Raw genomic sequence first — 25,471 nt, 5'->3', positions numbered from 1 at the left:
CATTGGTACGAGTAGTGAGGCCTGAGTGTCCCATCAATTATCGCTTCGGTATTCTAGTAGATCCCCTGGTTGACAGTCCAAAGCTTTGCAAATTGCTTCTAATGTGGATAGCCGAATCGCTTTTGCCTTTCCATTTTTTAATATAGAAATGTTTGCGATTGTAATCCCAACTCTTTCAGATAGTTCTGTTACACTCATTTTCCTTTTTGCCAACATCACATCTATATTGATTATAATTGCCACTGTTTTCACCTCAGACCGTTAAATCATTTTCTGTTTTAATACGAATCGCTTCTTGTAAAAGTTTTTTTAGAACTGCAGCAAAGACAGCAATCACCATTGATGCACCAACAACGACCATTCCGATTAAGACAAGACCTGGTGCATCATCCCACTGCGCTATGAAAAAGACGAATGGTAAGGCAGCTAGGTACAGGCAACTAATGGTAATGGCACAGTTTCTAATTTTCTTTAGAGCACTTACAGATAAATCCGAGAAAGCTATGTTCTTGTCAATATAATTCAAAAGCTTAAACGCTTGATACAATGCAACATAAAACGGGACCGCCGAAATGTACATAAGTGTTAAAATGCCAAGTACCATATAACCTAATGTTGCACCATTTGCCGCTTCCCCAAATGCTACTTTCGCTATTTTAGGTAATAAAAATAGGCACAGAGCCAAAACGGGAATTCCCATTATAATAACAGCTAGCTTTAAAAAAAGGGTTGAACTTTGTTTCATAAAAAGCACCTCATTAATTTATTGTCAATTTAATTTACCATAGTTTTTATCGTTTTACAATAAAATATTATTGAATTTAGTTTTATTTTTGTTGTAACTTTTAAAAAAAATAACAAAAAAGCGTTAATTCTTCACAGATTAACGCAGGTTTTAATACACCTTTATTTGTGTTCTTTAGGTAAACATTCTTCTTCAGGCTTGATGTGAACCTGTTTCCACTCATCATTCGCTCTTTTGCGAAATTGTGCTATTTCTACGTCTGTTCCATTTGTTAATGTAAAAAAAACGATACAATAATCGGCTCCGTCATTCCCATGAAAACAGATGTTTTTTGTATATCCATTTTTCATTATGGGGTACTTATGTTGAATCATTTTGCACCATTGCCCAAATTTAATTTCTACGACCGATTCCCCATCATGGCTCCAACCGTGATAAGGTGCACATAGAAAATCTTCTCTAGTCTTACTCACATTGGAAATTCGAAAGCCATCTTTTTCGTGTTCAAGCTGGATGAATCCATACGAATAACCAAAGTACTCAACCATCAGATCTTCCCGCAATTCTATTGTTTCAATTTCATAGAAAAATCTAATTTCCCGCTCACCAGCTGGCACTCGGCAGAGCTTTAGCAAACTCGTATGTCCGATTCCTGCAAACGAATCTACATATTTTTCATAGCTTAGTTTTTCTTGGTATGCTTTGGACAAAAAATTATAGGCAATCGGGAATGGAAGATCGCCATTGCCTATCGAACCGCAAGACCTCCCCCCTAGAGTTGCAGCTTCTCGTAGAATACTAAAATAATTGATTAGTGTATCCTCAGGTGTCTTCGTTAATTCTCGCGGTAGCTGGATCTGATCATACGTTTTATCATAATAAGGATCATAAAATTTCCAATCATTAAATCTTAAATTTAAGGCTTTCAAACATGATGGACGAAAATACTTTTGATGATAAGCAGTAAATTCTTTTTGATTTTGATTTCGCATAGTTAATCACCCTAGATTCAATTTATGGGTGTGCGTGGAAAAGGTGTTCGTTTTATTCAGAAAAAAAAGCGCCCGTTTGGACACTTCATTTTTACGCATGCATCTTTATATAAATTCCAACTGCAATCAAAGAGAGCAGAATAACAACTGCATAAATGACGGTTAGATTGATGCTGTTTCGCTTCGTTTTCTCACGGTAGTTTGCATCGCCTTTACCTGCTATCATAATTGTACCGATAAATGCAGCAATTCCAAGAATAATGACGATAATAAATGCAAGTTTCATTGTCTGAATTCACCTCTTTTATAAAGATGCCTCATTATCTACTATAGTTTTTTCCGGAAGCCTCTGACTTATTTTCTTGAACAATAATTACGGCGGCGATCACCATGATAATCCCTACATATTGCCACATTTGCAATGTTTCTTGGAAGATAAAAAAACCAATGATGGCGGCAACAACGGGTTCAATGGTTGCAATAATGGAAGCTCGGCTTGATTCAATATACTGTAATCCTTTTGTATATAGGATAAACGCCAGCATCGATGAAAGAAAGCCCAGTCCTGCGATATACAACCATGATTTGATATCTGCAAACAAATTCACTGCAGACCATATTCCGCTAAACGGTGTCACGGCAACTGCTGCAAAAATAAACGTATATACCGTGACAGTCAGAGAATCATATTTTTCAAGAGCAAACTTACCAAAAATACTATAAAGTGCATAAAAGAAACCGGAACCGATCCCTACTACCAGCCCGAAGAGGGAAATTGTCCCCGAAAAATTAGGAAAGACCCCAACTACAAATGCACATCCTACAATGGTCACTGCAAGTGCCAGCATTTTTCGAATGGTGAGTTTCTCTTTGAATAGTAATCTTGCAAAAATTGTAACAAAAGCTGGTGCAGTATAAAGCAGAATAGCGGCAACGGATATCGAGGTTTCCTCAATCGCCACAAACATGCACCAGTTAAAGAGGACAATACTTATGATTCCAGTTCCAATAAAATATTTGCTGTCGGATATCTTCATTTTAAATGCTTGGGGGTTTTTTAGTAACGCATATGTAATCAGAAAAATGGAGGCGGCGATTGCTCTTACCGCCACAACCTGTAATGGCGTAAAACCAATTGCGTACAGATTGCTTACAAACAAGCCGATAATCCCCCATAATGATGCACCTGCGGCAATGGAAAGCCCCGCCATTTTTTTGTTCATCAGCGTTTCCTCCGATTTATGTATTGCCCATATGTTACCAAAATTTGAAAGACTTGAAAAGGATAATCCTTGAATACGAAAAAAGCCAAGCAAACAATTTTGCTCGACTACTTCTTTTTATCTTATAGGTATTTCAAACTCTTCATCACCTAAGAGCACTTTCAGAATTAATGGTTTATCGGTTTCAGATACCGGTGTCGGAACTTGGAAATAAATATGTACATTCCCTTTCGTTAACGGATTTACACTAGCCCCACCAAATTTTGTACCATTCTCTTCCTCGGTTGCAGCTAAACTTTCAAACTCATGTTTACCATCATATAATAAAAAGAATTTTACCGGTGCCAGCTTGTGACCATAGTGAAAAATATCGGTTGTATCATTGTTAATCGTTCCTGTTATATGAAAATAGATTTGGGAATCCGTATTTGTACTACGACTTGCCCAAGTATTATTCGGATCTGCATTGGAAGTTGAAAATTCTTTAACGAAAGATGCATTTGTAAGTGTAATTTCGACAGAGTCATTATCATAATAAAATACCTTATCGGAATCAAATACATTTTCAGCTGGTTCTACTGTTTTTTTCTCATCATTACTGGAAGCTCGAAAAACCTCTGTTTCCTTGTCTTTATCTTCTTTATTATTTGCTACTGATTCTTCTGCTTCTGAGTCCTCTTTCTGATCATCTGTATCAGTTTCAGCTCCATTCGTAGTAGACGTATTAGACTGGTTATCACTGTCCTTTGCTGCTTCATTCGTACTACCACAAGCTGCTAAAAACACGGCTAATACCAATGTTATAAGTATACTTCCCCATTTTTTCTCCATAATGATCCTCCCATCTTTTCTCCAAAATTCATTATAGTATCCAAATTTTGGGCAAACAACAAGAAAGAGAATAATTAAGGAAAAATAAGTAAAAACTCCCTGATCTCACAAAAAGGGGTACGAGACTTTTTCACTAGATATACTTAAAACCAATACTTTCTTCTCATATGAAACTCTAACTGTTATAAAAATGATACTGATTTTTTCCTTTTCGTTTTGCTTCAAACATGGCCATATCCGCATGTTTCATAAGAGCATCTACTGTGTCACCGTGCTCCGAAAAAAAGGCAATTCCTATACTAGAGGTCACAAAAATGGAAAACTCCCCGATGTTAACTACTTCCTGAACGGATTGAATAATCGTTTCAGCTAATCGCTTCGTTTCCTCAACGCTTGTGTCGGGTAGGAAGATATTAAACTCATCCCCTGCCATCCTCGATAACATGGCCTTTTCTGGTACAAACTCTTTCAATCGTGTTGAAATATGCTGAATGAGCGTATCACCTACATCATGCCCATACGTATCATTAACCGCTTTAAATCCGTCTAAATCAAGGAATAAGACTGAAAGTCGCTCTCCCTTTTCAATTGCTTTTTCTAGTTCTTTGGCAAAGTACCTCCGATTCGGTAGACCTGATAATCCATCATAATAGGCTAGCTGGTACATCATACTTTCCGCTTCTTTACGTGCGGTGATATCAGCAAAAAATACTTGGGCAAATGTCTCTCCATCCATTTCATAAGGAGAACCAGAAACTTCAGCATGAATCGGTTGTTTATCTAGCCGAATCATTACTTCTTCGATTGCTTCAACAGGTTGATCATTCCGAATGGATTTCCAGCGACTTTTAATAATTTGATGATAATCCGGGTGAATAAAATCGAGAAATTGTTTTCCAATCATTTGCTTAGCATCCGTTCCACCTAGGATTTCGATACCCGTTGAATTGATAAAATGAATGATTCCAAACTTATGAATGATAATCCCAATTGGCGCTAGTTCGACCAATCGCTTATAATGGTCTTCGCTCACTAACAAGCGAGTTTGCATTCTCTGGTCCCGGCTTGCTTGAAAAAGGAGAAGAACAAACAATATCAGAATGAAAATTGTAATCGTCGTTGCAATGGTATAACCCGATAAAACGTATCCCGCTAGATTTTCATTAGGTTGATGGAATTCTAATTTTTCAAAGGTTGTAGCACTCATTCCAATGTAATGCATGCCTGCAATCCCACAGCCTAAAGTAATGGAGCTAACTGGCCCAAACCAAGTTGCATCACGATATTGAGAAAACAACCAAAATGTAACCCAAGATCCAATGATTGCTGCTAGTAGCGATAGGAGCAACAAGATAGTTGCATAGGTAAGGTTGGCCTCCATCTGCATGGAACGCATGCTTAGATAATGCATGCTAAAAATGCCGAATCCCATTAAAAGGCTACTTATCACTACCGTTTTATGTTTTTGAGAATGTAAGATTAGTGAAAAAGCAAGAATGGAAAATATTACAATCAGACATAAAGAAGCAAGGACGAGCCAAATATTATAGCTTACGGTAACTTTAATATGGACAGCTAGCATTCCGATGAAATGAACTGCCCATACACCGCCCCCCATCACGAGCGAGGCTGTAAACAACCAAAACTTATCATTTCTAGGGCTTGTTGTATCTCGATTAATTAAATGAAGCGCAACATACGAGGTGAAAATGCCAATTAAAATAGACAGAACAACCATCCCTACATGATACTCAGTCGTATAGCTTTCATGGGTAGAAACCAACATAAAAAACACCTTTTCTGCAGATTTGCATCGTTCCAGTCACTTATCATTAGGATGGGTTATTTAGGAAAAACCATTCATTTTGGCTAAAAAACCACGAAACGGGTGTCTCGTGGTTTTTGACTTATTATTTCTTAACCTTCGCCGCACTACCTCGCACGACGAGCTTTGTGTGAATGGTAATTTTTTTACAGATTTCACGTTTGGTTGCGATACGCTCGAGCAGCAGGTCGACCGCAGATTCACCCATAATCTCCGTGTATAATTTAACTGTGGTGAGGGGCGGCACCATGTATTGCGCAGAGGATACGTCGTTAAAACCAACGATGCTGAGGTCTTCTGGAATTTTCACACCTAGTTCATAGGCTGCCTTGTAGCAACCAACTGCAATTGTGTCGTTCGCTACAAATAAGGCCGTTGGCTTTTCTTTTTCACTTAGCATTTCCTTCAGGATCTGGTAACCGTCCTTTGGATTATAGCCGCCAATTTTAACGAAGTCCCCGTTAAAAATTCCTTTTTCCTTTAGATACGATTCAAAAACGTCCTGTCGTAAATCCTTGAAACGATTGCCGTACATATCGGTCTCGACACCGCCGATAAACCCGATATTTTGATGACCTAATTCTACCAAATAATTGAGGGCTTTTTTTGTTGCTGAGTTAAAATCGATCACCACTGCATCGAAGTGGTCCTCATCTGGATTTGCATCGATAAATACAGAGGGCTTATCAAAGCTCTTGATCAATTCTATATCTGCTTTTTTAAAGGTTCCAAGACAGATGATTCCATCCAATTTAGAAAGGCTTCTTTTTGTGTCGTCTTTGGTTATTTTTATGATTTCCATGCCAATGCTTTCAAGTTTCTTTTCTAGTGCCACCCGAATCGAAAGATAGTAAGTGTCGACCAGTTCTTCTTCAAGTGAATAGGAATAGTAGAGCCCCACGACCCCTTTCTTTTTTGCTTTTTTCTTTTTCGGGGTGATGACATAGTTAAGTTCCTCTGCTGCTTCAAAAATTCGCTTTTTTGTCTCAGGTGTCACATTTAATGTTTCATCATAGTTTAACACCCGAGAGACCGTTGCCATGGAAACCTGTGCTAAATCCGCTATATCTTTAATCGTCGCCATTTTTCATACCCATCCCTTTTGAGAAAACTCCCTATATCGCTTCTTTGTAACTCTTTTTCTTCAAAAATTTTAGTTTTGTTTCGGAAATGATGATTGCTGCAAGGATAATGATCGCTCCAATGATCATTCGTACGGTTAATACCTCACTTAAAATGATGATAGAGAATACCATACCCCATAATGCTTCTGTAGATAATATGATTGCTGCATTCGTTTCGGTTGTGAATTTCTGCGCGACTGTTTGCAATAGAAACGCAATCGTTGTTGAAAATACCCCTAAGTATAGAACTGACGAAACGCCTTCAATGCTAGCCGCAAAATTGGTTTCTCCTTTGAATAGGACTACGATAAAGCCTAAAACTGTAGCCGCCGCCATTTGGATGACCGTTAGCAACACGGGGTCTTCATCCTTCACAAATTGAGCTGTGTAAAAAATGTGAAATGCAAATCCAACCGCACATAATAACGTCAGGAAATCACCAAAATTTACGCCTCCAGAGAGTTGAAGGGACATCACACCCACACCGGTTATCGCAAACACTGCACCTAGCAGTTCAAATTTATCCATTTTTCGTTTAAAGACAACAAACGCGATAATCGGCACGATCACCACATTCACCGCCGTTAAAAAGGCATTTTTTGATGGTGTGGTGTATACTAACCCAACGGTTTGCAAGGCAAATGCTAGGTATAGAAAGATTCCAATGATGGAACCTTTAATAATTGTACTTTTTTTAATATGTTTTAGTTTCTTAAAAAAGACAAGGCTCAACAAAATGACACCAACAAGGAAACGGATCGCAAGGATTTGATACGGTGTGAAATGGTCAAGCGACACCGCACTTGCGACAAACCCACTTCCCCAAATGATGGCAACAATCGTAAGACCTAGTTCCCCAATATATTTACGCATGTATACCTCCACAGTGGGACGAAAGGGACAGTCCCTCGTCCCGTTTTTTAGTTTGCGGGACAGTGTACCTGTCCCCTTGTCCCATGCTTGTTGTTAATTTTATCGTACAATAAAGAATTTAGCTTCTTCAACTAGATTTTCTTTTTTGATGCTTCGAATTTCAAATTGAAGGTGGAAGTCCTCAATGACTGTACGATATGGAGGTAGCTGCTCTTCACCACAACTGTTACTTCCGACACCGCTTTGCTTGTAATCAATCGTCAACACATTGAAGGGCGACTTTTTAATTTTACCACGGTGCTTTGCCTCTTCAAGAGCACTTGTTTCATAGTCATGGATCGTGAAGTCATACTCTTCTTTAAAATTGATGAGGTATGTGTTCTCACCTTTTGCCACCGCTAGGAAAGAGGTGTCGCATCTTGATCCATTCTCTTGCGGGTACACGTAATCAGTATGCATTTCGTGAACGGTTTTGCTATAAAGTCCAATCGGCTGGCTACGCTTTGTATCTTGATAGGATTCTGAATCTCCACGTCCATACCAAGTAACATTGTTGTAATCTTGGTTAAGATGCATGGTTACCCCAATTCGTGGTAGCATTTCTGGAATTTCTATACCTCGTAAGACCTTTTCACCTTTTATGTCAATGTTTAAGGCACCATTGTTCGTGATGCGGTAATTGTACGTTAAGTGGAAGCCCCATGCTTGGTTAACGGTTGATAAGTACTTCGTGATGACAACATCCACATAGTCATCAGTCACTTCATAAGAAACTTCACCAAGCTGTTCTTTTATATTTTTTAGGAAGTACTTGTTAATCCAGTCATCCTTTTTATACATATCATTGTCAATAATTGCTCTCCAAAGGGTTACTTCCGGTCCTTTGTTGATGATTGCTTCCCCTTCAGATTCGAACGATTCTAGTGTTCCAAAGACGTTTGAGAAGACTGCCTTGAACTTATCGTTTTCAATGGTAAGGTTAGCTGCCTCGTCTTCGATTACGAAATCTGAATCAGTTGATGCGACAGCCTTCACTACTTTTTCAATTTTAGTCGATTCTAACAGGAAGCTTTCCTTTGTAATCTCATGGCCTTTGTTGGCGTAAAGCGTATCTTCTGCTTCACGGTAGCTTAAGTAGATGCGAACATCATCGTGTTGATCAGCTTTTGCTAGATCTACTGGTAAAACAATTTCTGCTACTTCATGTGCTTGGATGCTAGGAAGTTTCATTTCTACTTCCTCAATAAGAGTACCGAACGATTTAACTTCAATGTGAAGAACAATCCCGCTTAAGTTTCTAAAATCGTATAAGTTTTTCATTCGGATTTTTCCTTCAGCTAGGTTTACTTCTTCTGTTACAATTGGTTCGATCACTTTTTTATATTCAATAAGACCTGGTGAAGGAGTTCGGTCTGGGAACACAAGACCATCAATACAGAAGTTTCCGTTTGTCGGGAAGTCTCCGTAATCGCCACCATATAAGTAGTAAGTTTCACCACTTTCGTTCGGCACTTCGATTCCATGGTCACACCATTCCCAAATAAAGCCACCTTGCAATCGAGGATATTTTCTCATTAATTGTTGGTACTCTGTTAACCCACCAGGACCGTTACCCATGGCATGGCCATACTCACAAAGAATATGAGGCTTCTTGCCTTCAGCATCTTTACCGATTTCTTCAAGCGGCTTTAAGCGAGTGTACATCGTTGTGTATACATCACTGTATGCCGCAACTCTGTCACCCTCGTAGTGTACTAATCTAGTTGAGTCGATCGCTTTAATTGCATTATACATCGCTGTGAAGTTACGGCCAGCACCAGACTCGTTTCCTAGTGACCACATGATAACACTCGGGTGGTTGCGATCTCTTTTCACCATTCTGACAGCACGGTCCACATATTGTTTTTCCCATAGCTCATTGTCAGAAATCCAGTTGTAGTTGCCAGTGTTTTCGAAACCGTGACACTCAAGGTCTGCTTCATCAATGACGTAAAGACCATATTCATCACATAAATCATAGAACACATCATTATTTGGATAGTGCGCTGTACGGACCGCGTTGATATTGTACTGCTTCATCATCTTAATGTCCTGAAGCATATCCTCGTAAGTTACCGTTCTACCTGTCTTCGGATGTGAATCATGGCGGTTCACCCCGTTAAAGAAAATACGTTTGCCGTTGACGCGAATTTCGTTGTCGATCACTTCAATTGCACGGAACCCAATACGTAACGGAACGATTTCCTGATCACCATTTGGCAAGCAATATTCAAATAGAAGGTGATAAAGATTTGGTTCCTCTGCATTCCATAAAAGTGGATTTTCAACTAATCTACTCATCTCAAATTTGCCATCAACCACTTCTATTTCAAATCGATCTACTTGTTCACCGCCATGGTAAAGAGTCGCGAATAAACCTTTTACATGATCAGTTAAAAATGCTCCAGCAATTTTTAAGGTGAAATTTTCATAGTTTTCATCTGGGAGTGTTTCTACATACACATCCTGAAGCGTATCCTTGTTGATTTTAAAGAGCTCCACGCTTCTAAAAATTCCAGAGAGCCACCACATATCCTGGTCCTCAAGGTATGTCCCATCAGAAAATTGATAAACTCGTACGGTTAGACGGTTGGCGCCTATTTTCACATATTCTGTGATGTCGAATTCAGAAGGAACTCGTGACACCTTGCTATAGCCGACATGCTGTCCGTTCACATATAAATCAAATGCAGAGTCGACCCCATTAAATTTTAAAATCAGGGCTTCGTTGTCTGCTAGGTCGGTAACCTCTAACTCTCTAAAATAAATCCCAGTTGGATTTTCCTGTGGTACAAATGGTGGATTAATGGCAAATGGATACAATACATCTGTGTAGTGCATGTTTCCATAGCCCTTGATTTGCCAGCTCGATGGAACCTCGATATCGTCTAAACCTTCGATTGCAAAGTCCTCAGCTTCAAATCCCTTAGGTGAAAGTTCTGGTGCATCAACAAATAAGAACTTCCACACGCCATCAAGCAATGTATATCCAATACTTTTTTCTCTATTAAAAGGAATTGCATTCTCTCTCGTTTTATATCTATAAAAATCAGTATGAGCTGGGAGTCTATTGATCCCCGTTAGATGAATGTTCTCCCATCTCTTCATTTCTCGTCGCATTTTATCTTCCTCCGGAACCTGTATTTACACGATTTATAGTATTAATTACTCTTTAACTGACCCACCCAATATCCCTGAAATAAAGTGCTTCTGCATAAGCAAGAAAAAAACCATGATTGGTAGTGTCGATAAAGCTGTTCCAAGCATTAATTGCCCATAATCGATCCGTGCCAATCCAATTAAACTTGATAATGCCACAGGCAACGTAAACATGTCCTTTGAATTCAATGTAATAAGCGGCCAGATTAAGCTGTTCCATTGTGACATAAATAGAAAAATCGAAACAGCAGCCAATGCCGGTCGAACAACTGGTAATACAATTGTGAAGAATATCTTCATTTCTCCAGCTCCATCAACACGTGAGGCTTCAATTATGGAATCAGGCACAGCCAACATATTCTGTCTCATTAAATAAATCGCAAATGGTGATGCTAACGTTGGTAGAATAATAGCCTGATACGTATTAAGCCAATCAAAGGTCACCATCATTTCAAACAATGGAATGAGCGTAACCTGATATGGAATCATTAATGAGCATAAAATAATGAAGAAAATCGTATTTTTCCCTTTAAAACGAAACTTAGCAAACGCATAACCTGCCATTGCCGCTATAAGCGTACTTAAAGCGGTATAGATAATCGCAATAAAAATTGAGTTCCAAAAGATACGCGCAATACCTAGCGAGTCCTTTAATGACGCAAAGTTTTTTGCGAGGAAATCCCCTGGTGACAATTTAGGTGGTAATGAGAATATCTGTCCTGTTGGTAGGGTCGATCCTACGATCATCCAATAGAACGGTGCAATCGAGATAATTACACCAATTAGAAGTAAACTATAAATAAGTATTTTTGAGAATTTATTCGAAGTTTTCATTACTCTGTGTCACCTACCAACTTCATCTGAATCCATGAAATAACCGCAATAATTAAAACAAGTACATACGCAATAGAAGAGGCATAACCAAACTCAAAATATTTAAAGCCTACCTCATATAAGTAAAGCGTTATCGTCATTGTTGCACTATTCGGACCACCTTCAGTTAAGATAAATGGTTCATCAAATAGTTGAAGCGTTCCGATCGTTGACATAACGACTGTAAATACGAAAACCGGTTTTAGTTGTGGAATGGTGATCATAAAAAATTGTTTAAATTTACTTGCTCCATCAATACTTGCGGCTTCGTATAAAGAATCAGGGATATTTTGTAAACCAGCTAAGAAAATTACCATATTATATCCCGTCCATCTCCACGTCATAACTAATATAACTGATACCTTCGCCCAAAAAGGTGAAGTTAACCACGCAATCGGCTCTATGCCTACTATTGAAAGAAGATAGTTTACAAGGCCGAATTGCTCATCAAGCAAAATCATGAAAACAATTGATGCTGCTACAAGCGCTGTAATGGCAGGCATAAAATAGGCAATTCTAAAAAGGCTTTTGAATTTTACCATTGATGAGTGAAGTCCTACAGCAATTAACAACGCTAGAAAAAGCATCAATGGTACTTGAACGATAAGAATTTGAAATGTATTAAGTAAGGACTTATAAAAGATCGGGTCTTGAAATAACCTAGTATAATTTGATAATCCAACAAACGTTTTTTCAACCCCACGAACCTCTTGGAAACTTAAAATAAATGATGAAATCACAGGATAAATTGTAAAAATGATAATTAACAGAAGAGCAGGTCCCATAAAAAAGTATGGTGCATTTTTGGGAGTAATGAACTGTGAACCGACTCTCTTTTTGGTTTTTCCCTTAACATCTGTAGTGAACGTAACGGCCTTATCCGGTTGTTCCACTAAAACACACCCCTAACTATTAATAAAGATGAGGGTTTTTTTACATCATTTTTCGTTCACCCTCATCCAAAGATATATTAAGTAGATCTTATTTTTTAATTTCGTTTTCTAATTGCTTACTAGCGTCTTGTAATGCTGATTCAACCTCTTTATTCTCAAGTAAAATCGATGCTTGTGTATTGCTCATTACTTTACTTCCACGAGCAAAGTTTTCATCTAACGGAATTTCCGGTACTTGTTCAACAATATCAGATACCTTTTTAAAGATTGCGCTCTTATTAAAGTATTCGCTTTCAGCTGTAAATATTGGTGAATCATAAGTGCTATTCAAAGAAGGGAATAAACCAAACTTTTCAAAACCAACTAATTGTGCATCAACATTCGTTGTAAAATACTCAACAAATGCATATGCCGCGGATTGATTTTTACTAGATGATGGAATCAGCAATGATGATCCTCCAACATTTGCATATCTTGCTCCCTCATCTTTGAAACTAGGAAGATAGAAGATATCCCATTTTCCAGCAAGATCTGGAGCTTGGTCCATGATTGTTCCTGCATACCAGATTCCATAAGGAACTGTCGCTACCGCACCATTAACAGTGGCTGTTACAATTCCATCCCAACCATCATTGTTAAAAACTAAATCTTCTTCATGCATTTTTTTAATTGCTTTCATTGCTTGAACAGCCTCTTCCGATTGAAGATTGATATTACCTTCAGCATCAAAATAAGACAGTCCTTGTTGCTGAAGCATCATGTGGAACACACCATCATATTTAGCAATATCAATTGGTAATAACTGTGCACCTGTTGCTTCTTTAATTTTCTTTCCAGCTTCAATATAATCATCCCATGTTTTAATTGAATCTGGATTTACGTTTGCTTTTTCAAAAAAATCAGCACGGTAGAACATAACGGCTGGTCCAATATCCCAAGGAGCAGCTATAATGTCACCGTCTTTATTCTGAACAGATGCCATTTTAGCTGGGTTGAAAGAATCTTTATATTGGTCATAACCATGTTCGTTCAGTTTCATGAACCCCTCTGGAAACTGATTGATATACCCAGGAATTCTTTCGTCTTCCATAAGGATTACATCGGGTAGACCTGAACCTCTTGCTGCTAGCCCCACAGTTAACTTCTCATATAAATCGGAACTATTGAAATCTTCTACTGTAACTTCAACATCAGGATATTCTTTTTGGAAGTTTTCCACAGCTAGTTTCATAGTTTCAGCTGCAACATCCCATCCCCAAACGGTAATTTTCCCTGACGGATTATCAAAATCTCCATTAGAGCCTTGTTCATCCGTCTTGTTTGAACAAGCAGATACTACCAATAACAATAAAACCATGATGAATGAAAGATACTTTTTCATTTTCATAACCCCTTTTTTGTTAAGTCAGTTCGTTTTTCTTCATTTCATTTTACGAGTTTATTATATAGTCGATTTTAGTAAATGTAAACGCTTTTACATATATTTTACTAAAATTAATTCGGAATATTGTTATTTCATTGTAAAATCTCATAGTTTTTAGACATTTTACAGGCATTTTAAGGAGAATGTCTTCTAAAAGATATTAACAAAGTAGAATTTTTAGTAAAAAAAGTTTAATTTTACTAATTGAAATAGAGAAAGATTCTCTAGTAGCTGAATTAATAAGACGACGGGCCTGTGGTATACTGATTGCATATGGTGATTTGGAGGGCTTTTTTTGAATTCAATAATAAATTTTTATAGAAAGATGACTTTCAAATATAAGTTATTTTACATAATTGTATTTCTTTGTTTTGTAGCCAGTATTGTACTTGTTCATAACAATTACTCATTTTATGAACGTCCCATCGCAAAAGTTGTGGAGGTAGAATTACAGGATAAGACGGAAATCGTGAATAAATTTGAGAACAAAGATTCTCTGTTCACCCAGCACATCATTGCAGAAATAAAAAATGGAGAGGAAAAAGGTAATCGGATTGATTTAGTCAATGAATACTCTTCATCGAAAGCATATGATTATGAATTCCGTGTTGGGAATGAACTATTTGTTACAATAGATGCGAATAAACAGGAAGATACTAATTTAACTGGAACAATCATCGAGGTAAAACGCGATAAATATATATTGATTGCAGCTTGGATCTTTGTTTTTATCTTACTTTTGGTCGGAAAGAAACAAGGACTTTTCTCGATTTTCAGCCTAATCATCAATGCTATCCTATTATCTTATGCATTGGATTTCTACTTAAATAAACCAGACCGTAGTCTCTTATTGATTTGCAGTATCGGAATTATTTTATTTACGATCCTATCTCTGTTACTTGTAAATGGTTTTAATGAAAAAACATATTCGGCCATTATTGCGACTCTTATCGGTACTTTTGTTTCTTTGGCCGTTGCCTATCTTGTTATCACAATAACTTCAGGAAAAGGCCTTCGATATGAAGAACTTCAGTTTATTACTAGACCGTATAAAACGGTATTTATGGCTGGGTTATTTATAGGTTCTTTGGGGGCTGTAATGGATGTAGCTATCACAATGTCCTCTACAATCTTTGGGTTGTATGAAAAAAATAATACTATCTCAATTAAAGCTCTTGTAAAGTCGGGGATGGAGGTAGGTAGAGATATAATGGGAACGATGACCAATATTTTGTTTTTCGCTTACATAAGTGGCTCGATTCCATTATTGATTCTGTATTTTAAAAATGCATCTCCACTAGGATTTACTCTAAACATGAATCTCTCCCTGGAATTAGCGCGTGCACTTGCAGGTGGGATTGGAATTGCGTTAACGATACCAATAGGCCTGTTCACGACGATATTTTTTGTAAGCAGAAAGAGGGCGAGATCATGAATACATTAGTTGTACTCGCAGCCATTTTATTTATATTAATGACCCTTATTGGTGGAAAAAAAGGAGTACGGTCATTTTTGGCTTTATTCTTTAATTTCGGTGTACTTATCATTACGATCATTTTTATGAATGATCCAAATCTGAATCCGATTTACTTAACCCTGCTTGCGTGCGTTGCGATAAGCGGAATCAATCTTTTCTATATAAATGAAGTAAATAGTACAACAAAGACTGCCTTCATTTCCACCATCATTACAACAATCATACTATTATTGTTTATTCTTTTACTTACGAACAAGTCGATGATTCAAGGTTTTGGGGAAGAAGAAATAGAGGAGCTTGGGATGTTTTCCTTATATATCGGAGTGGATTTTGTAAAGATTGGAGCTTCGGTCATCATCATGAGTACCATTGGTGCGATTACAGATGCGGCAATTGCCATCTCATCACCGATGCGTGAAATTCATTACCACAATCCAACTCTCAGTCGGAAAGAATTATTTGCTTCTGGGTTAAGCATAGGGAGGGATATCCTTGGAACAAGCGCAAACACATTATTTTTCGCCTTTTTTGGTGGCTATCTTGCCCTGTTCATTTGGTTCAAAGATTTATCCTATTCAATAGGGGAAATCGTGAATTCGAAGATTTTTAGTGCTGAAATGATCACCATTTTAATTGCCGGAATTAGTGTCACACTTGTTATTCCAATTACCGCCTGGATTACAGCCTATAGTTTCGTAAAAAAAGAGAAGTAGGGAACGACGGATTTTCTGTCTCCTACTTCCTATTTGTTAGGAAGGTATTCAGTTTTTTTATTACATCACTGCTAATATATGATTCTATCTTTTTAACTTCATTTTCAATCTCCTCATCTTCGACTTTAATTAATCGAAGGAAACGGGAGAGGACTTCATGGTTAAAGGCTAATTGCTCAGCCAATTGATTTCCTTTTTCTGTGAGTGAAATCATCCCATATCGCTGAAATTCGATAAGACCGTCTTCCTTTAACTTCTTTGCCATTTTTGATGCGGAGGGAACGGAAACATTCAATAGCTTTGCTAATTGAGATACACGTGCGAACCCGTCATCATTCATATTTGCATATATCTCTAAAAGATATCTTTCCCGCTTTGCTGAAATCACTTTTCAACACCACCTTGAATCAAACCCTTTTCAAGAGTCAATCATCTGATTCCTGAAACTCATTTGAAAGGCTACCCATAATTTGCCGATAGTCGTCTTTATCAAGGATTCCTAAGGCTTTTAGAATAATGGAGTATTTTACAATTTTAGCGTTGATTCTTTTACTTCTTTGCATGCTTCCACCATCCTTTCGAAGGGTCACTCAGAACAGGTCCCGTGAACCATCCTTTATTTACGTGGTAAAATGGGGCTTTGAATCTGTCCCTCTGTGCCGGGGCGCAGCCAATTTGATAGCATTCCGTGTCGAGGGGATAAAAGATAGCTTATGAGGAATATTCCCCCTGTAGCAAATGCCATTGAACCTGAAATCGAGGTATCAATCCAAAGCGCAAAATAATATCCCACAATCGCGGAAACAATTCCAAACATTGAACTTAATCCAAGCATAACAAGCAGTTTGTCAGTCCAAAGATAAGCGGATGCTGCTGGTGTAATAAGCATTGCAACTACCATAATCGCACCTACTGAATCAAAAGAAGCAACCGTTGTGACAGAAACGAGCGTCATAAACAAATAATGCATCCCTAGCACCGGGATTCCGATACTTGCTGCAAGTGCTGGATCAAACGTAGTGAGTTTCCATTCCTTGTAAAACAACCCGATCACCAAAATGACTAGAAGCAAGACACACGAGAGCATAAATGTTGCTAGTGGCACCTCACCTATTATTGGTACATGAATGGTATTCCAAGGAACAAACGTAATTTCCCCCATCAATGCATGTTGTACATCAAGGTGAGCATTCCCTACCTTTGTGGCAATCAGGATCACCCCAATTGCGAAGAGGGTTGTAAAAACAACCCCAATCGACGCGTCCTGCTGGACTCCTTTAGAGTGAAACCATTGCACAAGATAGGTGGTTAACATTCCGGCTATTGTTGCGCCGATTAACATATAGATTCCAGTCAAGGTATGCGTTAATATATACGCCATGACAATTCCTAGTAAGACCGTATGGCTAATGGCATCTGCCATCATCGCTACTTTCCGTAAAATGAGGAACACACCAACAATTCCACAAGAAACTCCAACTAATGAAGCGGTTAGTAGAATCCAAGCTGTATATGTCATTGATTTCCCTCCTTCACATAGGAAGTAGAAACCAAATGTCTGTGTACTTCCCTCTGCTTATTTCGTCTCAATATATATTCAACAACCATTCCCTTCTTACTACCCAAAAATAAGGAGAATAAAAAGATGGTACCGGATGTCACTACAATGAAAGGTCCTGTCGGCCAACCGGCTCCTAAGGTACTCAATGTCGTTCCAATCGCTCCTGCCGCTCCACCAAAAATTCCCGATAACCACATCATCGTTTTAAAGGAGTGGGTCCAATAACGTGCACTAACTGGCGGTATGATGATAAGCGCAGACATTAAAATTACACCTACAGCCTGAATGCCGATTACAATTGTCATCACAAGAAGGATCAAATAGATTAAATTCAACCCTTTTACCGATAAGTTTAGCCCCTTTGCAAAATCCGGATCGAATAAAAACAATTTCCACTCCTTGAAACCGACAATGACAATCATAATCACGATAGCCGCAAGAACCGACATAAGTTTTACATCTGAACTGACCATGGATGCGGCCTGACCGAAGATAAAACTATCTAATCCAGCTTGATTCCCTTGCGCGGTTCTGTTTACAAGTGTTAAAAGGACAATACCCCCACCAAAAAAGACCGATAAAATCATTCCCATCGCAGTGTCCTCGGTGATACGGGTTGTTGATTTGATTAGCATGATTAATAATGCACCGAGAAGGGCGCTTACACCTGCACCAATGATGAGAACAAATAGGTCCTTCACTTGAAACAACAAGAACGCAACGACAACACCAGGAAGAGCGGCATGAGACAGGGCATCACTGACTAAGCTTTGTTTTCTCCAGTAAGCTAACCCCCCCACAAGACCTGAGGCAACCCCTAGAAGGAGGGTACTAAAAAGTACCCATTGAAAATTACTTGATTGTAGGAGCAGTAACAATGCCAACTCCCTCCTTTAACAACCGGAATGTTCCACCATACGTTTTTTCGATATTTTCCACTGTGAATGTTGACGCAACATTGCCATGTGCAATGACCGTTCGATTTAAAAACAAGACTTGATCAAAGTAATCTTCTACCGTTTGCAGATCATGGTGGACAACTAATACAGTACTTCCTTCATTTTTTAGTTCCCTTAATATCGTCATTATCGCACGTTCTGTTGCTGCATCAACACCGGCAAGTGGTTCATCCATGAAATACAAATCAGCATCTTGAATGAGCGCTCTTGCTAAGAAGACACGTTGCTGCTGTCCGCCCGATAATTCACTAATCTGGCGGTTTGCGTAATCCGCCATCCCCACTTTATCCAATGCTTCAAGAGCTTTCTCTTTATGGCGTTTATTTGGCCACTTCACCCATCCAATTTGACCATACATTCCCATCATCACAACATCTAGTGCATCTGTGGGGAAATCCCAATCAACAGAGCCCCGCTGTGGAACGTATCCAACTCTTGTTTTTGCCTTTTTTAAAGATGTTTCAAAAAAGGAAGTGTTACCTGATAATCGTGGATGTAGTTCAAGCAACACCTTGATGAGAGTCGATTTACCCGCTCCATTTGGCCCCACGATACTTGTAAGCGATCCTTGCTTGATTGTAAAATTAACATTATTTAGAACTGTATTTTTTCGATATGCTGCACTAAGCTGTTCGACTTGTAGTACATTCATTTTTCTACACTCCCTGTTAGCCCTTCGTATATCGTTTTAACATTATGCTTATACATTCCAATATAGGTGCCATCCTCAGTTCCCGCTTGACCCATCGCGTCTGAATAAAGCTCTCCACCTAGCGACACTTTAAGCCCCTGTTTACCAGCACCTTCAATAACGGCTTTAATGGAATTCTGGTTAATACTGCTTTCTACAAATACAGCTGGAACTTGTTTTTCAATTAGCAAATCAACTGTTGATTGAATGTCAGACAAGCCAACTTCATCCTCCGTACTTAGCCCCTGCAAGCCAATGACTTCAATGTCAAACATCCGACCGAAATAGCCAAATGCGTCATGAGCTGTTACTAAGACACGTTGTTCTTTTGGAATTCCCGACAATTTTTCGGTCGCGTCCGCTTTTAGTTCCTCGATTTTTTTAAAATATTCCTGCTTGTTTTGTTCGAAATAATCCGCATCATCAGGGGAGTAGGTTTTTAACTCCTCTGTTGCATTTTCTAAGGCATCCTTCCAAATATCTATATCAAACCAAACATGTGGATCAATTTCACCCTCGTCTCCCATTAATATGCGGCTTTCATCGACGGATTCTCCTAATGCAAATGTGTTTTTCGTTTCTTTTAGCTTCGCGAAGATATCCCCCATATTCCCTTCAAGATTCAGACCACTATAAAAAATAATTTCAGCATTTTCCATTTTTTCGATATCACCTTGAGTTGCTTTATACAAATGTGGATCCACACCAGGTCCCATTAGGCTTTCCACTTTCACACGATCACCACCAATGACTTCCATTGGCTCTCCAATTTGCGCGATTGTCGTGACAATTTGAATCGGTTCATCTGGATTCTTTTCATTCGATTGAGTTTCTGAACTTGCGCACCCCATTAATAATACGGCCATTGCTACTCCTAAAACTAATAATCTTAAAGCATCTTTTCCTTTTTTCAATTTCCTGTTCCTCCTTGGGTTAATGAATAAATGTTTCCTAAAGGAAACTTTTTGGGCAAAAAAATAAGTCCGTTTTTTGTACACGCTAAAATGTTTCCTTAAAGAAAGATTAATTCCTATAAGCAAGTCTTGTCAAGTACTTTTTTAAAATTACTAAATTTTCTTTATAGATTTGATATTGGGCGAAAGGGAGATTTGAATGGCATTTTTCTGCAAGCGCTCTTCATCCGGCTTATGATGAGGATTTCGATATTGATTTTTTCGCTCGCAATGGTCTTCATCTTCCTATGAAGGACTTTTCGGACGTGGCTTTCGCTCGAAATGGTCTTCATGCTTACAAAAACAACAACGACCAAACACGAAAAGCCGATTTCCCGCATACAAGGAAATCGGCTCTTTATTATACCTGTATCCAATCATTTAAAGACTGTATCAGCTGGGACGATGGACCTGTCCCTCTGTCCCGCATTTTACAATGCTTCTTTTATCAATTTTTTGTAGTACATCACTGATAAAATCCCGAAGACGGAGTACAGCAACGTATAGAACACCATGACAATGATCATCGGTGTCCATAGCTCGGTTCCGAAGAAGAACCAGCCTGATTTTACCGCAAAATAGCTATGACACAGCCCAACGATTAACGGGATACCAAAGTTAAACAATTGCTTCGCCTTGATTCCGTTTAATAAATCTGTTCTTGTAAACCCTAGTTTACGTAAAATCGTGTAGCTGCCTTTTTCCTCCTCGCCTTCATCCATTTGCTTGAAGTAAAGGATACAACCCGATGTAATTAAGAAAGTCAATCCGAGAAATCCGACGATAAACATCATGAAGCCCATGTTTTGTTTTTGCATTGTTAAAATATCGAGCTGTGACTGATGTCCTGCCCATTGCCCTAATTCTAGGTCATTGAAAAGTTGATTGGCTTCTTGTAGCTCAGACCTTTTGTCAATATCAATTCCTACATATTTTGGAAACTCAGTCACCACTTCTGGGTCAACGTCTGCCGCTAATTGCTGGAATACCTTGTCATCGACAACAGCAACTGGGAATCCTCCGCCTGTTAATCGCAATGGAAGTAAACGTTTATCTTCATACTTCATATATTCCAACTCGAAGGTTTTGGTTTTTCCGGACATGGTAAAAGTTCCCGTTTTAAAGGTCATGAATGCTTGGATCGCTGAGTTGCTATTCACGAACACCGATTCATTTTCAGCCACATCAATACCCTCGACAAAACGGTCCGATACAACCGTCATTGGAGCCGTGAGATCCAGCATCTCTGATTCTTCCATATCTATGACGTTTGATAAATCCGTCTTCACATTCATCAAATCAATCTCAGTTTTCGTATAGTTAATGTGCGCAGTGTCCAGCAAATCAGTGTATTGCTTTGCGCGCTCCTCGTTCGGAATCGAAAAGTCATTCACGACAGCCTCTCCCGCTGCTTTTTCTGCAGAATAATACGAAATGTAGGTGAGCGATAACAACCCGAGTGCCAATGCAGACACGGTTGTGATCACAGTTAGCAACACCGAATTCGATCTCATCCGAAACATAATCGAAGATAAGGACAACACTTTATTCACCGAGAGATATCCATTATCCTTTTTACGAATCAGATTAAAAATAAACCGGATGGAGCCCTTGTAAAAGAAATACGTTCCGATAATCACGGACCCCAGAATCACTATCATCACCATAAACATTTGATCCATCATTGTAAACTGACCATCAAATAATTTCGTTGATAAAAAGTATCCAAATATAATAAGCGCAAGTCCGAGAATTCCCATAATAACTTCAAGCACAGAGACCTTCCGTTTTCTCTCCTCTGATGTTGAAGTGGTATGGAACAATGATAAAATTTGCTGCTGTTTAATAAACAACGCATTCAGCGCCATGATTAACACATAAATCGCCGCAAACACAATCACGGTTTGTACAAGTGCTTCTGTTGAAAATCGCAATTTTGCAACCTCATCAATCCCAATGATTTTCAAAAGAATCATCATCACGAGTTTTGACGAAACGAAACCAAGGAAGATTCCAATGATCATCGAGCTAAAATACAGAATCATATTTTCAACACTTAAGATCCAAAAAGTCTTTCTTTTTGAAATTCCGACTAGTTGGAACAAGCCAATTTCTTTACCACGACGCTTAATAAACAACGTATTGGCATAGACAAGGAATACCATGACGATGGCAATAAGCATGAGGGACGCAGCTTTCATCGCTGCAGCCCCTTTAACCGAACCATCTGTTACATCCATCGCTGGATCATACTGTAGCGTTACAAAAGCAAAATACAACGAGACACTAAAAATAAGCGCAAATACATATAAGTAATAATTTTTGATGTTCTTTACTAAATTTCGAAAGATGAGGCTTTTAAAGCTCATGCTCTCACCCCACCTAACACGGCTTGCGTCTTAATGATATCGTTAAAGAAGTCCTGCCTACTCTCCTCGCCACGATTTAATTTGGTAAAGATTTGCCCATCCCTAATAAAAATCACACGGCTGCAATAGCTGGCTGCTTGCGGGTCATGGGTCACCATGACAATCGTCGCTTCTCGTTTTTCGTTTAAGTCACTTAATTTATTCAGTAAATCTGAAGCAGATTTCGAATCGAGCGCACCCGTCGGTTCATCCGCAAAAATAATGCTAGGCTCATGAACGAAAGCACGCGCTGCTGAAGTCCTTTGCTTCTGTCCACCTGAAATTTCATTTGGATACTTATCCTTCACTTCAAAAATGCCTAATTCCTTTGCTACATCTTCAAACATGATTTGCGCAGCCTTAGGCGAAATCTTATTAACCGTCAATGGTAGCATAATATTTTCTTTGACTGTTAAGGTATCTAATAGATGGTATTCCTGAAAAATAAACCCGAGATGACGTTTTCGAAACCCAGCTAGTTCCTTATCCTTCATGCTCGTAAATTCCTTACCTTCAACTCGTATCGAACCTGAACTCACCCGGTCAATCGATGAAAGCACGTTTAGCAAAGTCGTTTTACCAGAACCTGAAGGACCCATGATCCCAACAAACTCCCCCTTTTTTACCTCTATATCAATTCCTTTTAAAACCTCTTGGCGGTTCCACTTGTTTCCGTACGTTTTAATTATTTTATTTGCTTCTAAAATATTCAATCTGATCAACTCCTTATCTTTATCATAGACAGGATTCGGCTCTTTTTCCTTCGAATCAGCGAACAAAACATGAAAGCATGTGACATTTTCGTCACATGCTTGTTAGCTTAAGAAAATCATTTTTCCTTGGAAAGGTCAATGTAATAGTCGTACCCTCTCCATATATAGACTCGACATTTATATGTATTTTTAACGGTTTGGCCGCATTTTTTGTAAGATAGAGACCCATGCCCGTTGCGGCATGATCCCGATGATCGGTTGTGGACGTGAAGCCTTTTTCAAAGATGCGTGACAGGTCTTTCTCTTTTATTCCACGACCGTAATCCTGGATTTCCAGAATAACAGTTTCATTTTTTTGATAGCTACGAATCTCAATATCGGCGTTTTCACTGTATTTGACCGCATTTGTTAGAAGTTGACGTAAAATAAATTGAAGCCATTTTCCGTCAGAGTACACCTCTGAAACCTCAAATGACATGTCAAAACCGATTCCTTTTTGAAAACACCACGATTTTAATGATTGGATTTCTGGTATTAGGAGCTTTTCCAAATCAACCTTTTCGATAAAAAGGTCATTTTCCATGAAAGGGATTCGGCGTTGATGCAATTGTTGATCGAGTAGCAAGTGGACCCGAAGCCATTCTGACATCAATTGCTCTTTTAATCTGTGGTCTTCTACTCTTTCAATCATTAATTTCAAAGTTGTAAGTGGAGTCTTCACTTCATGAATCCAAGATAATAACTCATCTTTTTCCTGCTCAACGCTTGTCGCGTGACGGCTTATCTCACTTAAATAAAAATGATGTTGCTGTTTGAGAGTGGATTCTACCATTTTTTCAAATGGAGTCTTTCCTTCTTGAAGACTATCAACACCGACAATTGGGTCCCAATCATCTAGGTTTTGATAAAAGGAAACTTCCCGATTGTAACGAATGATAAGAAACAAGGTAAAAATGACAAAAAAGACAAAGACAATATAGAGCATAGAACGTAATGATAGGGTTGAATCAAGATACCCAATTAACAAAATGAGGCCTTGGACAAGACAGAAAAATAGAATCCAACTTCGCCTTTCGACGAGAAACTTCTTGATCATTCGGTGCCTACCTCTTCCCTTGCCAAATACCCTTGTCCCACTTTTGTTTCAATATGTTGACCCAGTCCAATTTCTTCGAGCCGCTTTCTCAAACGGTTGACGTTTACAGTTAGTGTGTTATCACTTACAAAACGTTCGTCATCCCATAGGCTTTTAATGAGCTCCTCGCGGCTGACGATTTGATTCACATGTTCAATTAGGATTTTCAATATAAACATTTCATTTTTCGTTAACTCAATTGTTCCGGTTTCATTTTGCACGGTGTTTTTTACGTAATCAATAGAAGCTCCGTTCCAGATTTTCAAATGGATTTGCTGTTCAAGGCTATAGTTGTAGACTCGTCTTAGGACGGCTTGAATCTTCGCAATTAGAACATCGAAATGAAATGGCTTCTGAACAAAATCATCGGCACCCAGTTGCATTGACATCACCATATCGGTTGGGTGGTCCCTTGATGACAGAAAAATAATTGGGACCTTGGAGTGCGTTCGAATCATCCGGCACCAGTGAAAACCATCAAACTTCGGTAATTGAATATCAATAATAACCAGGTCGGGCTGGATACTAGTAAACTCCTTCATTACATTGCCAAAATCCTTGATTCCGTACACATCATACGACCATTGGGACAGACGCTCCCGAATCTCGTTATACAACGTCACATCATCTTCGATCAACAATATCTTAAACACACTACCACCATTTCCTTCTGGGTCACAGGATAGGTTCCGTGGCCCACCATTTTATGGAAAAATAACCCTCGTGTAGAGGGTTATACTCTTTGATAAATCAATAATACCATAAACTACCACAAGAAGCCTGAATCCGATTATGGATTCAGGCTTTGATATTTGGATCGGTTTTTTTGCGGCGGAGCCGTGGGTGGAACTGGAATTTGTC

25 protein-coding genes are annotated in these 25,471 nt (G+C 38.7%); 2 read left to right on the top strand and 23 right to left on the bottom strand.

Annotated features, from left to right (window positions below; genetic code table 11):
* Positions 1–33 precede the first annotated feature (33 nt).
* The 13 genes from ABC371_RS08965 to ABC371_RS08905 form a co-directional block, all read right to left on the bottom strand.
* The gene (locus tag ABC371_RS08965; RefSeq protein WP_412896483.1) at positions 34–243 is read right to left on the bottom strand and encodes a helix-turn-helix domain-containing protein; all 210 of its coding nucleotides are present in this window, start codon (positions 241–243) and stop codon (positions 34–36) included.
* 10 nt (positions 244–253) lie between these two features.
* On the bottom strand, positions 254–745 hold the full coding sequence (locus ABC371_RS08960; protein WP_412896482.1) for a DUF2975 domain-containing protein: 492 nt from the start codon (positions 743–745) through the stop codon (positions 254–256).
* 161 nt (positions 746–906) lie between these two features.
* The gene (locus ABC371_RS08955) at positions 907–1,737 is read right to left on the bottom strand and encodes a hypothetical protein (protein WP_412896481.1); all 831 of its coding nucleotides are present in this window, start codon (positions 1,735–1,737) and stop codon (positions 907–909) included.
* Positions 1,738–1,828: 91 nt separating this feature from the next.
* The gene (locus ABC371_RS08950) at positions 1,829–2,023 is read right to left on the bottom strand and encodes a hypothetical protein (RefSeq protein WP_412896480.1); all 195 of its coding nucleotides are present in this window, start codon (positions 2,021–2,023) and stop codon (positions 1,829–1,831) included.
* 34 nt (positions 2,024–2,057) lie between these two features.
* Positions 2,058–2,960: a DMT family transporter gene (locus tag ABC371_RS08945; RefSeq protein ID WP_412896479.1), complete on the bottom strand. Its 903-nt coding sequence runs from the start codon at positions 2,958–2,960 to the stop codon at positions 2,058–2,060.
* Positions 2,961–3,077: 117 nt separating this feature from the next.
* The gene (locus ABC371_RS08940; RefSeq protein ID WP_412896478.1) at positions 3,078–3,791 is read right to left on the bottom strand and encodes a hypothetical protein; all 714 of its coding nucleotides are present in this window, start codon (positions 3,789–3,791) and stop codon (positions 3,078–3,080) included.
* Positions 3,792–3,966: 175 nt separating this feature from the next.
* A complete protein-coding gene (locus tag ABC371_RS08935) occupies positions 3,967–5,577 on the bottom strand; it encodes a sensor domain-containing diguanylate cyclase (protein ID WP_412896477.1) in 1,611 nt (536 codons plus the stop codon).
* Positions 5,578–5,701: 124 nt separating this feature from the next.
* On the bottom strand, positions 5,702–6,700 hold the full coding sequence (locus ABC371_RS08930) for a LacI family DNA-binding transcriptional regulator (protein ID WP_412896476.1): 999 nt from the start codon (positions 6,698–6,700) through the stop codon (positions 5,702–5,704).
* A gap of 31 nt (positions 6,701–6,731) precedes the next feature.
* Positions 6,732–7,613 (bottom strand): DMT family transporter, encoded by an 882-nt coding sequence (locus tag ABC371_RS08925; RefSeq protein ID WP_412896475.1) that lies wholly within the window; start codon positions 7,611–7,613, stop codon positions 6,732–6,734.
* A 99-nt stretch (positions 7,614–7,712) separates the two neighbouring features.
* On the bottom strand, positions 7,713–10,772 hold the full coding sequence (locus ABC371_RS08920; RefSeq protein ID WP_412896474.1) for a glycoside hydrolase family 2 TIM barrel-domain containing protein: 3,060 nt from the start codon (positions 10,770–10,772) through the stop codon (positions 7,713–7,715).
* 45 nt (positions 10,773–10,817) lie between these two features.
* The gene (locus ABC371_RS08915; protein ID WP_412896473.1) at positions 10,818–11,645 is read right to left on the bottom strand and encodes a carbohydrate ABC transporter permease; all 828 of its coding nucleotides are present in this window, start codon (positions 11,643–11,645) and stop codon (positions 10,818–10,820) included.
* Positions 11,645–12,469 carry a carbohydrate ABC transporter permease gene (locus tag ABC371_RS08910; protein WP_412899306.1) on the bottom strand — a complete coding sequence of 275 codons (825 nt, stop codon included), beginning with the start codon at positions 12,467–12,469 and terminating at the stop codon, positions 11,645–11,647. The genes ABC371_RS08915 and ABC371_RS08910 overlap by 1 nt, the downstream gene beginning before the upstream one ends.
* A 196-nt stretch (positions 12,470–12,665) precedes the next feature.
* The gene (locus ABC371_RS08905) at positions 12,666–13,958 is read right to left on the bottom strand and encodes an ABC transporter substrate-binding protein (RefSeq protein WP_412896472.1); all 1,293 of its coding nucleotides are present in this window, start codon (positions 13,956–13,958) and stop codon (positions 12,666–12,668) included.
* Between the two features lie 367 nt (positions 13,959–14,325).
* Here ABC371_RS08905 and ABC371_RS08900 point away from each other — a divergent pair, with 367 nt between their 5' ends.
* Entirely contained in the window at positions 14,326–15,435 is a 1,110-nt protein-coding gene (locus tag ABC371_RS08900) for a YibE/F family protein (protein WP_412899305.1), read from the top strand.
* Positions 15,432–16,190: a YibE/F family protein gene (locus ABC371_RS08895; RefSeq protein ID WP_412896471.1), complete on the top strand. Its 759-nt coding sequence runs from the start codon at positions 15,432–15,434 to the stop codon at positions 16,188–16,190. The genes ABC371_RS08900 and ABC371_RS08895 overlap by 4 nt, the downstream gene beginning before the upstream one ends.
* A 22-nt stretch (positions 16,191–16,212) precedes the next feature.
* Here ABC371_RS08895 and ABC371_RS08890 read toward each other — a convergent pair whose 3' ends face one another.
* The 10 genes from ABC371_RS08890 to ABC371_RS08845 all read right to left on the bottom strand — a co-directional run bounded on the left by ABC371_RS08890 (position 16,213) and on the right by ABC371_RS08845 (position 25,263).
* Complete coding sequence (locus ABC371_RS08890; RefSeq protein WP_412896470.1) at positions 16,213–16,578, bottom strand: metal-dependent transcriptional regulator; 366 nt, start codon at positions 16,576–16,578, stop codon at positions 16,213–16,215.
* Positions 16,579–16,615: 37 nt separating this feature from the next.
* Positions 16,616–16,753 carry a hypothetical protein gene (locus ABC371_RS08885; protein WP_412896469.1) on the bottom strand — a complete coding sequence of 46 codons (138 nt, stop codon included), beginning with the start codon at positions 16,751–16,753 and terminating at the stop codon, positions 16,616–16,618.
* Between the two features lie 53 nt (positions 16,754–16,806).
* Positions 16,807–17,709, bottom strand: coding sequence for a metal ABC transporter permease (locus ABC371_RS08880; protein WP_412896468.1), 903 nt, complete (start codon positions 17,707–17,709; stop codon positions 16,807–16,809).
* Complete coding sequence (locus ABC371_RS08875) at positions 17,706–18,629, bottom strand: metal ABC transporter permease (protein ID WP_412896467.1); 924 nt, start codon at positions 18,627–18,629, stop codon at positions 17,706–17,708. Before ABC371_RS08875 ends, ABC371_RS08880 begins: the two co-directional genes overlap by 4 nt.
* Positions 18,604–19,362 carry a metal ABC transporter ATP-binding protein gene (locus ABC371_RS08870; RefSeq protein WP_412896466.1) on the bottom strand — a complete coding sequence of 253 codons (759 nt, stop codon included), beginning with the start codon at positions 19,360–19,362 and terminating at the stop codon, positions 18,604–18,606. Before ABC371_RS08870 ends, ABC371_RS08875 begins: the two co-directional genes overlap by 26 nt.
* Entirely contained in the window at positions 19,359–20,315 is a 957-nt protein-coding gene (locus ABC371_RS08865; RefSeq protein WP_412896465.1) for a metal ABC transporter solute-binding protein, Zn/Mn family, read from the bottom strand. Before ABC371_RS08865 ends, ABC371_RS08870 begins: the two co-directional genes overlap by 4 nt.
* Positions 20,316–20,785: 470 nt before the next feature.
* Positions 20,786–22,723 (bottom strand): ABC transporter permease, encoded by a 1,938-nt coding sequence (locus tag ABC371_RS08860; RefSeq protein ID WP_412896464.1) that lies wholly within the window; start codon positions 22,721–22,723, stop codon positions 20,786–20,788.
* Positions 22,720–23,475 carry an ABC transporter ATP-binding protein gene (locus ABC371_RS08855; protein WP_412896463.1) on the bottom strand — a complete coding sequence of 252 codons (756 nt, stop codon included), beginning with the start codon at positions 23,473–23,475 and terminating at the stop codon, positions 22,720–22,722. The genes ABC371_RS08860 and ABC371_RS08855 overlap by 4 nt, the downstream gene beginning before the upstream one ends.
* A gap of 91 nt (positions 23,476–23,566) precedes the next feature.
* A complete protein-coding gene (locus ABC371_RS08850; protein WP_412896462.1) occupies positions 23,567–24,571 on the bottom strand; it encodes a sensor histidine kinase in 1,005 nt (334 codons plus the stop codon).
* Positions 24,568–25,263, bottom strand: coding sequence for a response regulator transcription factor (locus tag ABC371_RS08845; protein ID WP_412896461.1), 696 nt, complete (start codon positions 25,261–25,263; stop codon positions 24,568–24,570). Before ABC371_RS08845 ends, ABC371_RS08850 begins: the two co-directional genes overlap by 4 nt.
* Positions 25,264–25,471 lie beyond the last annotated feature (208 nt).

The organism is Bacillus jepli, from assembly GCF_047238305.1.
Taxonomy (GTDB): domain Bacteria; phylum Bacillota; class Bacilli; order Bacillales; family Bacillaceae_L; genus Ferdinandcohnia.
This window is presented reverse-complemented; position numbering and strand designations above follow the sequence as displayed.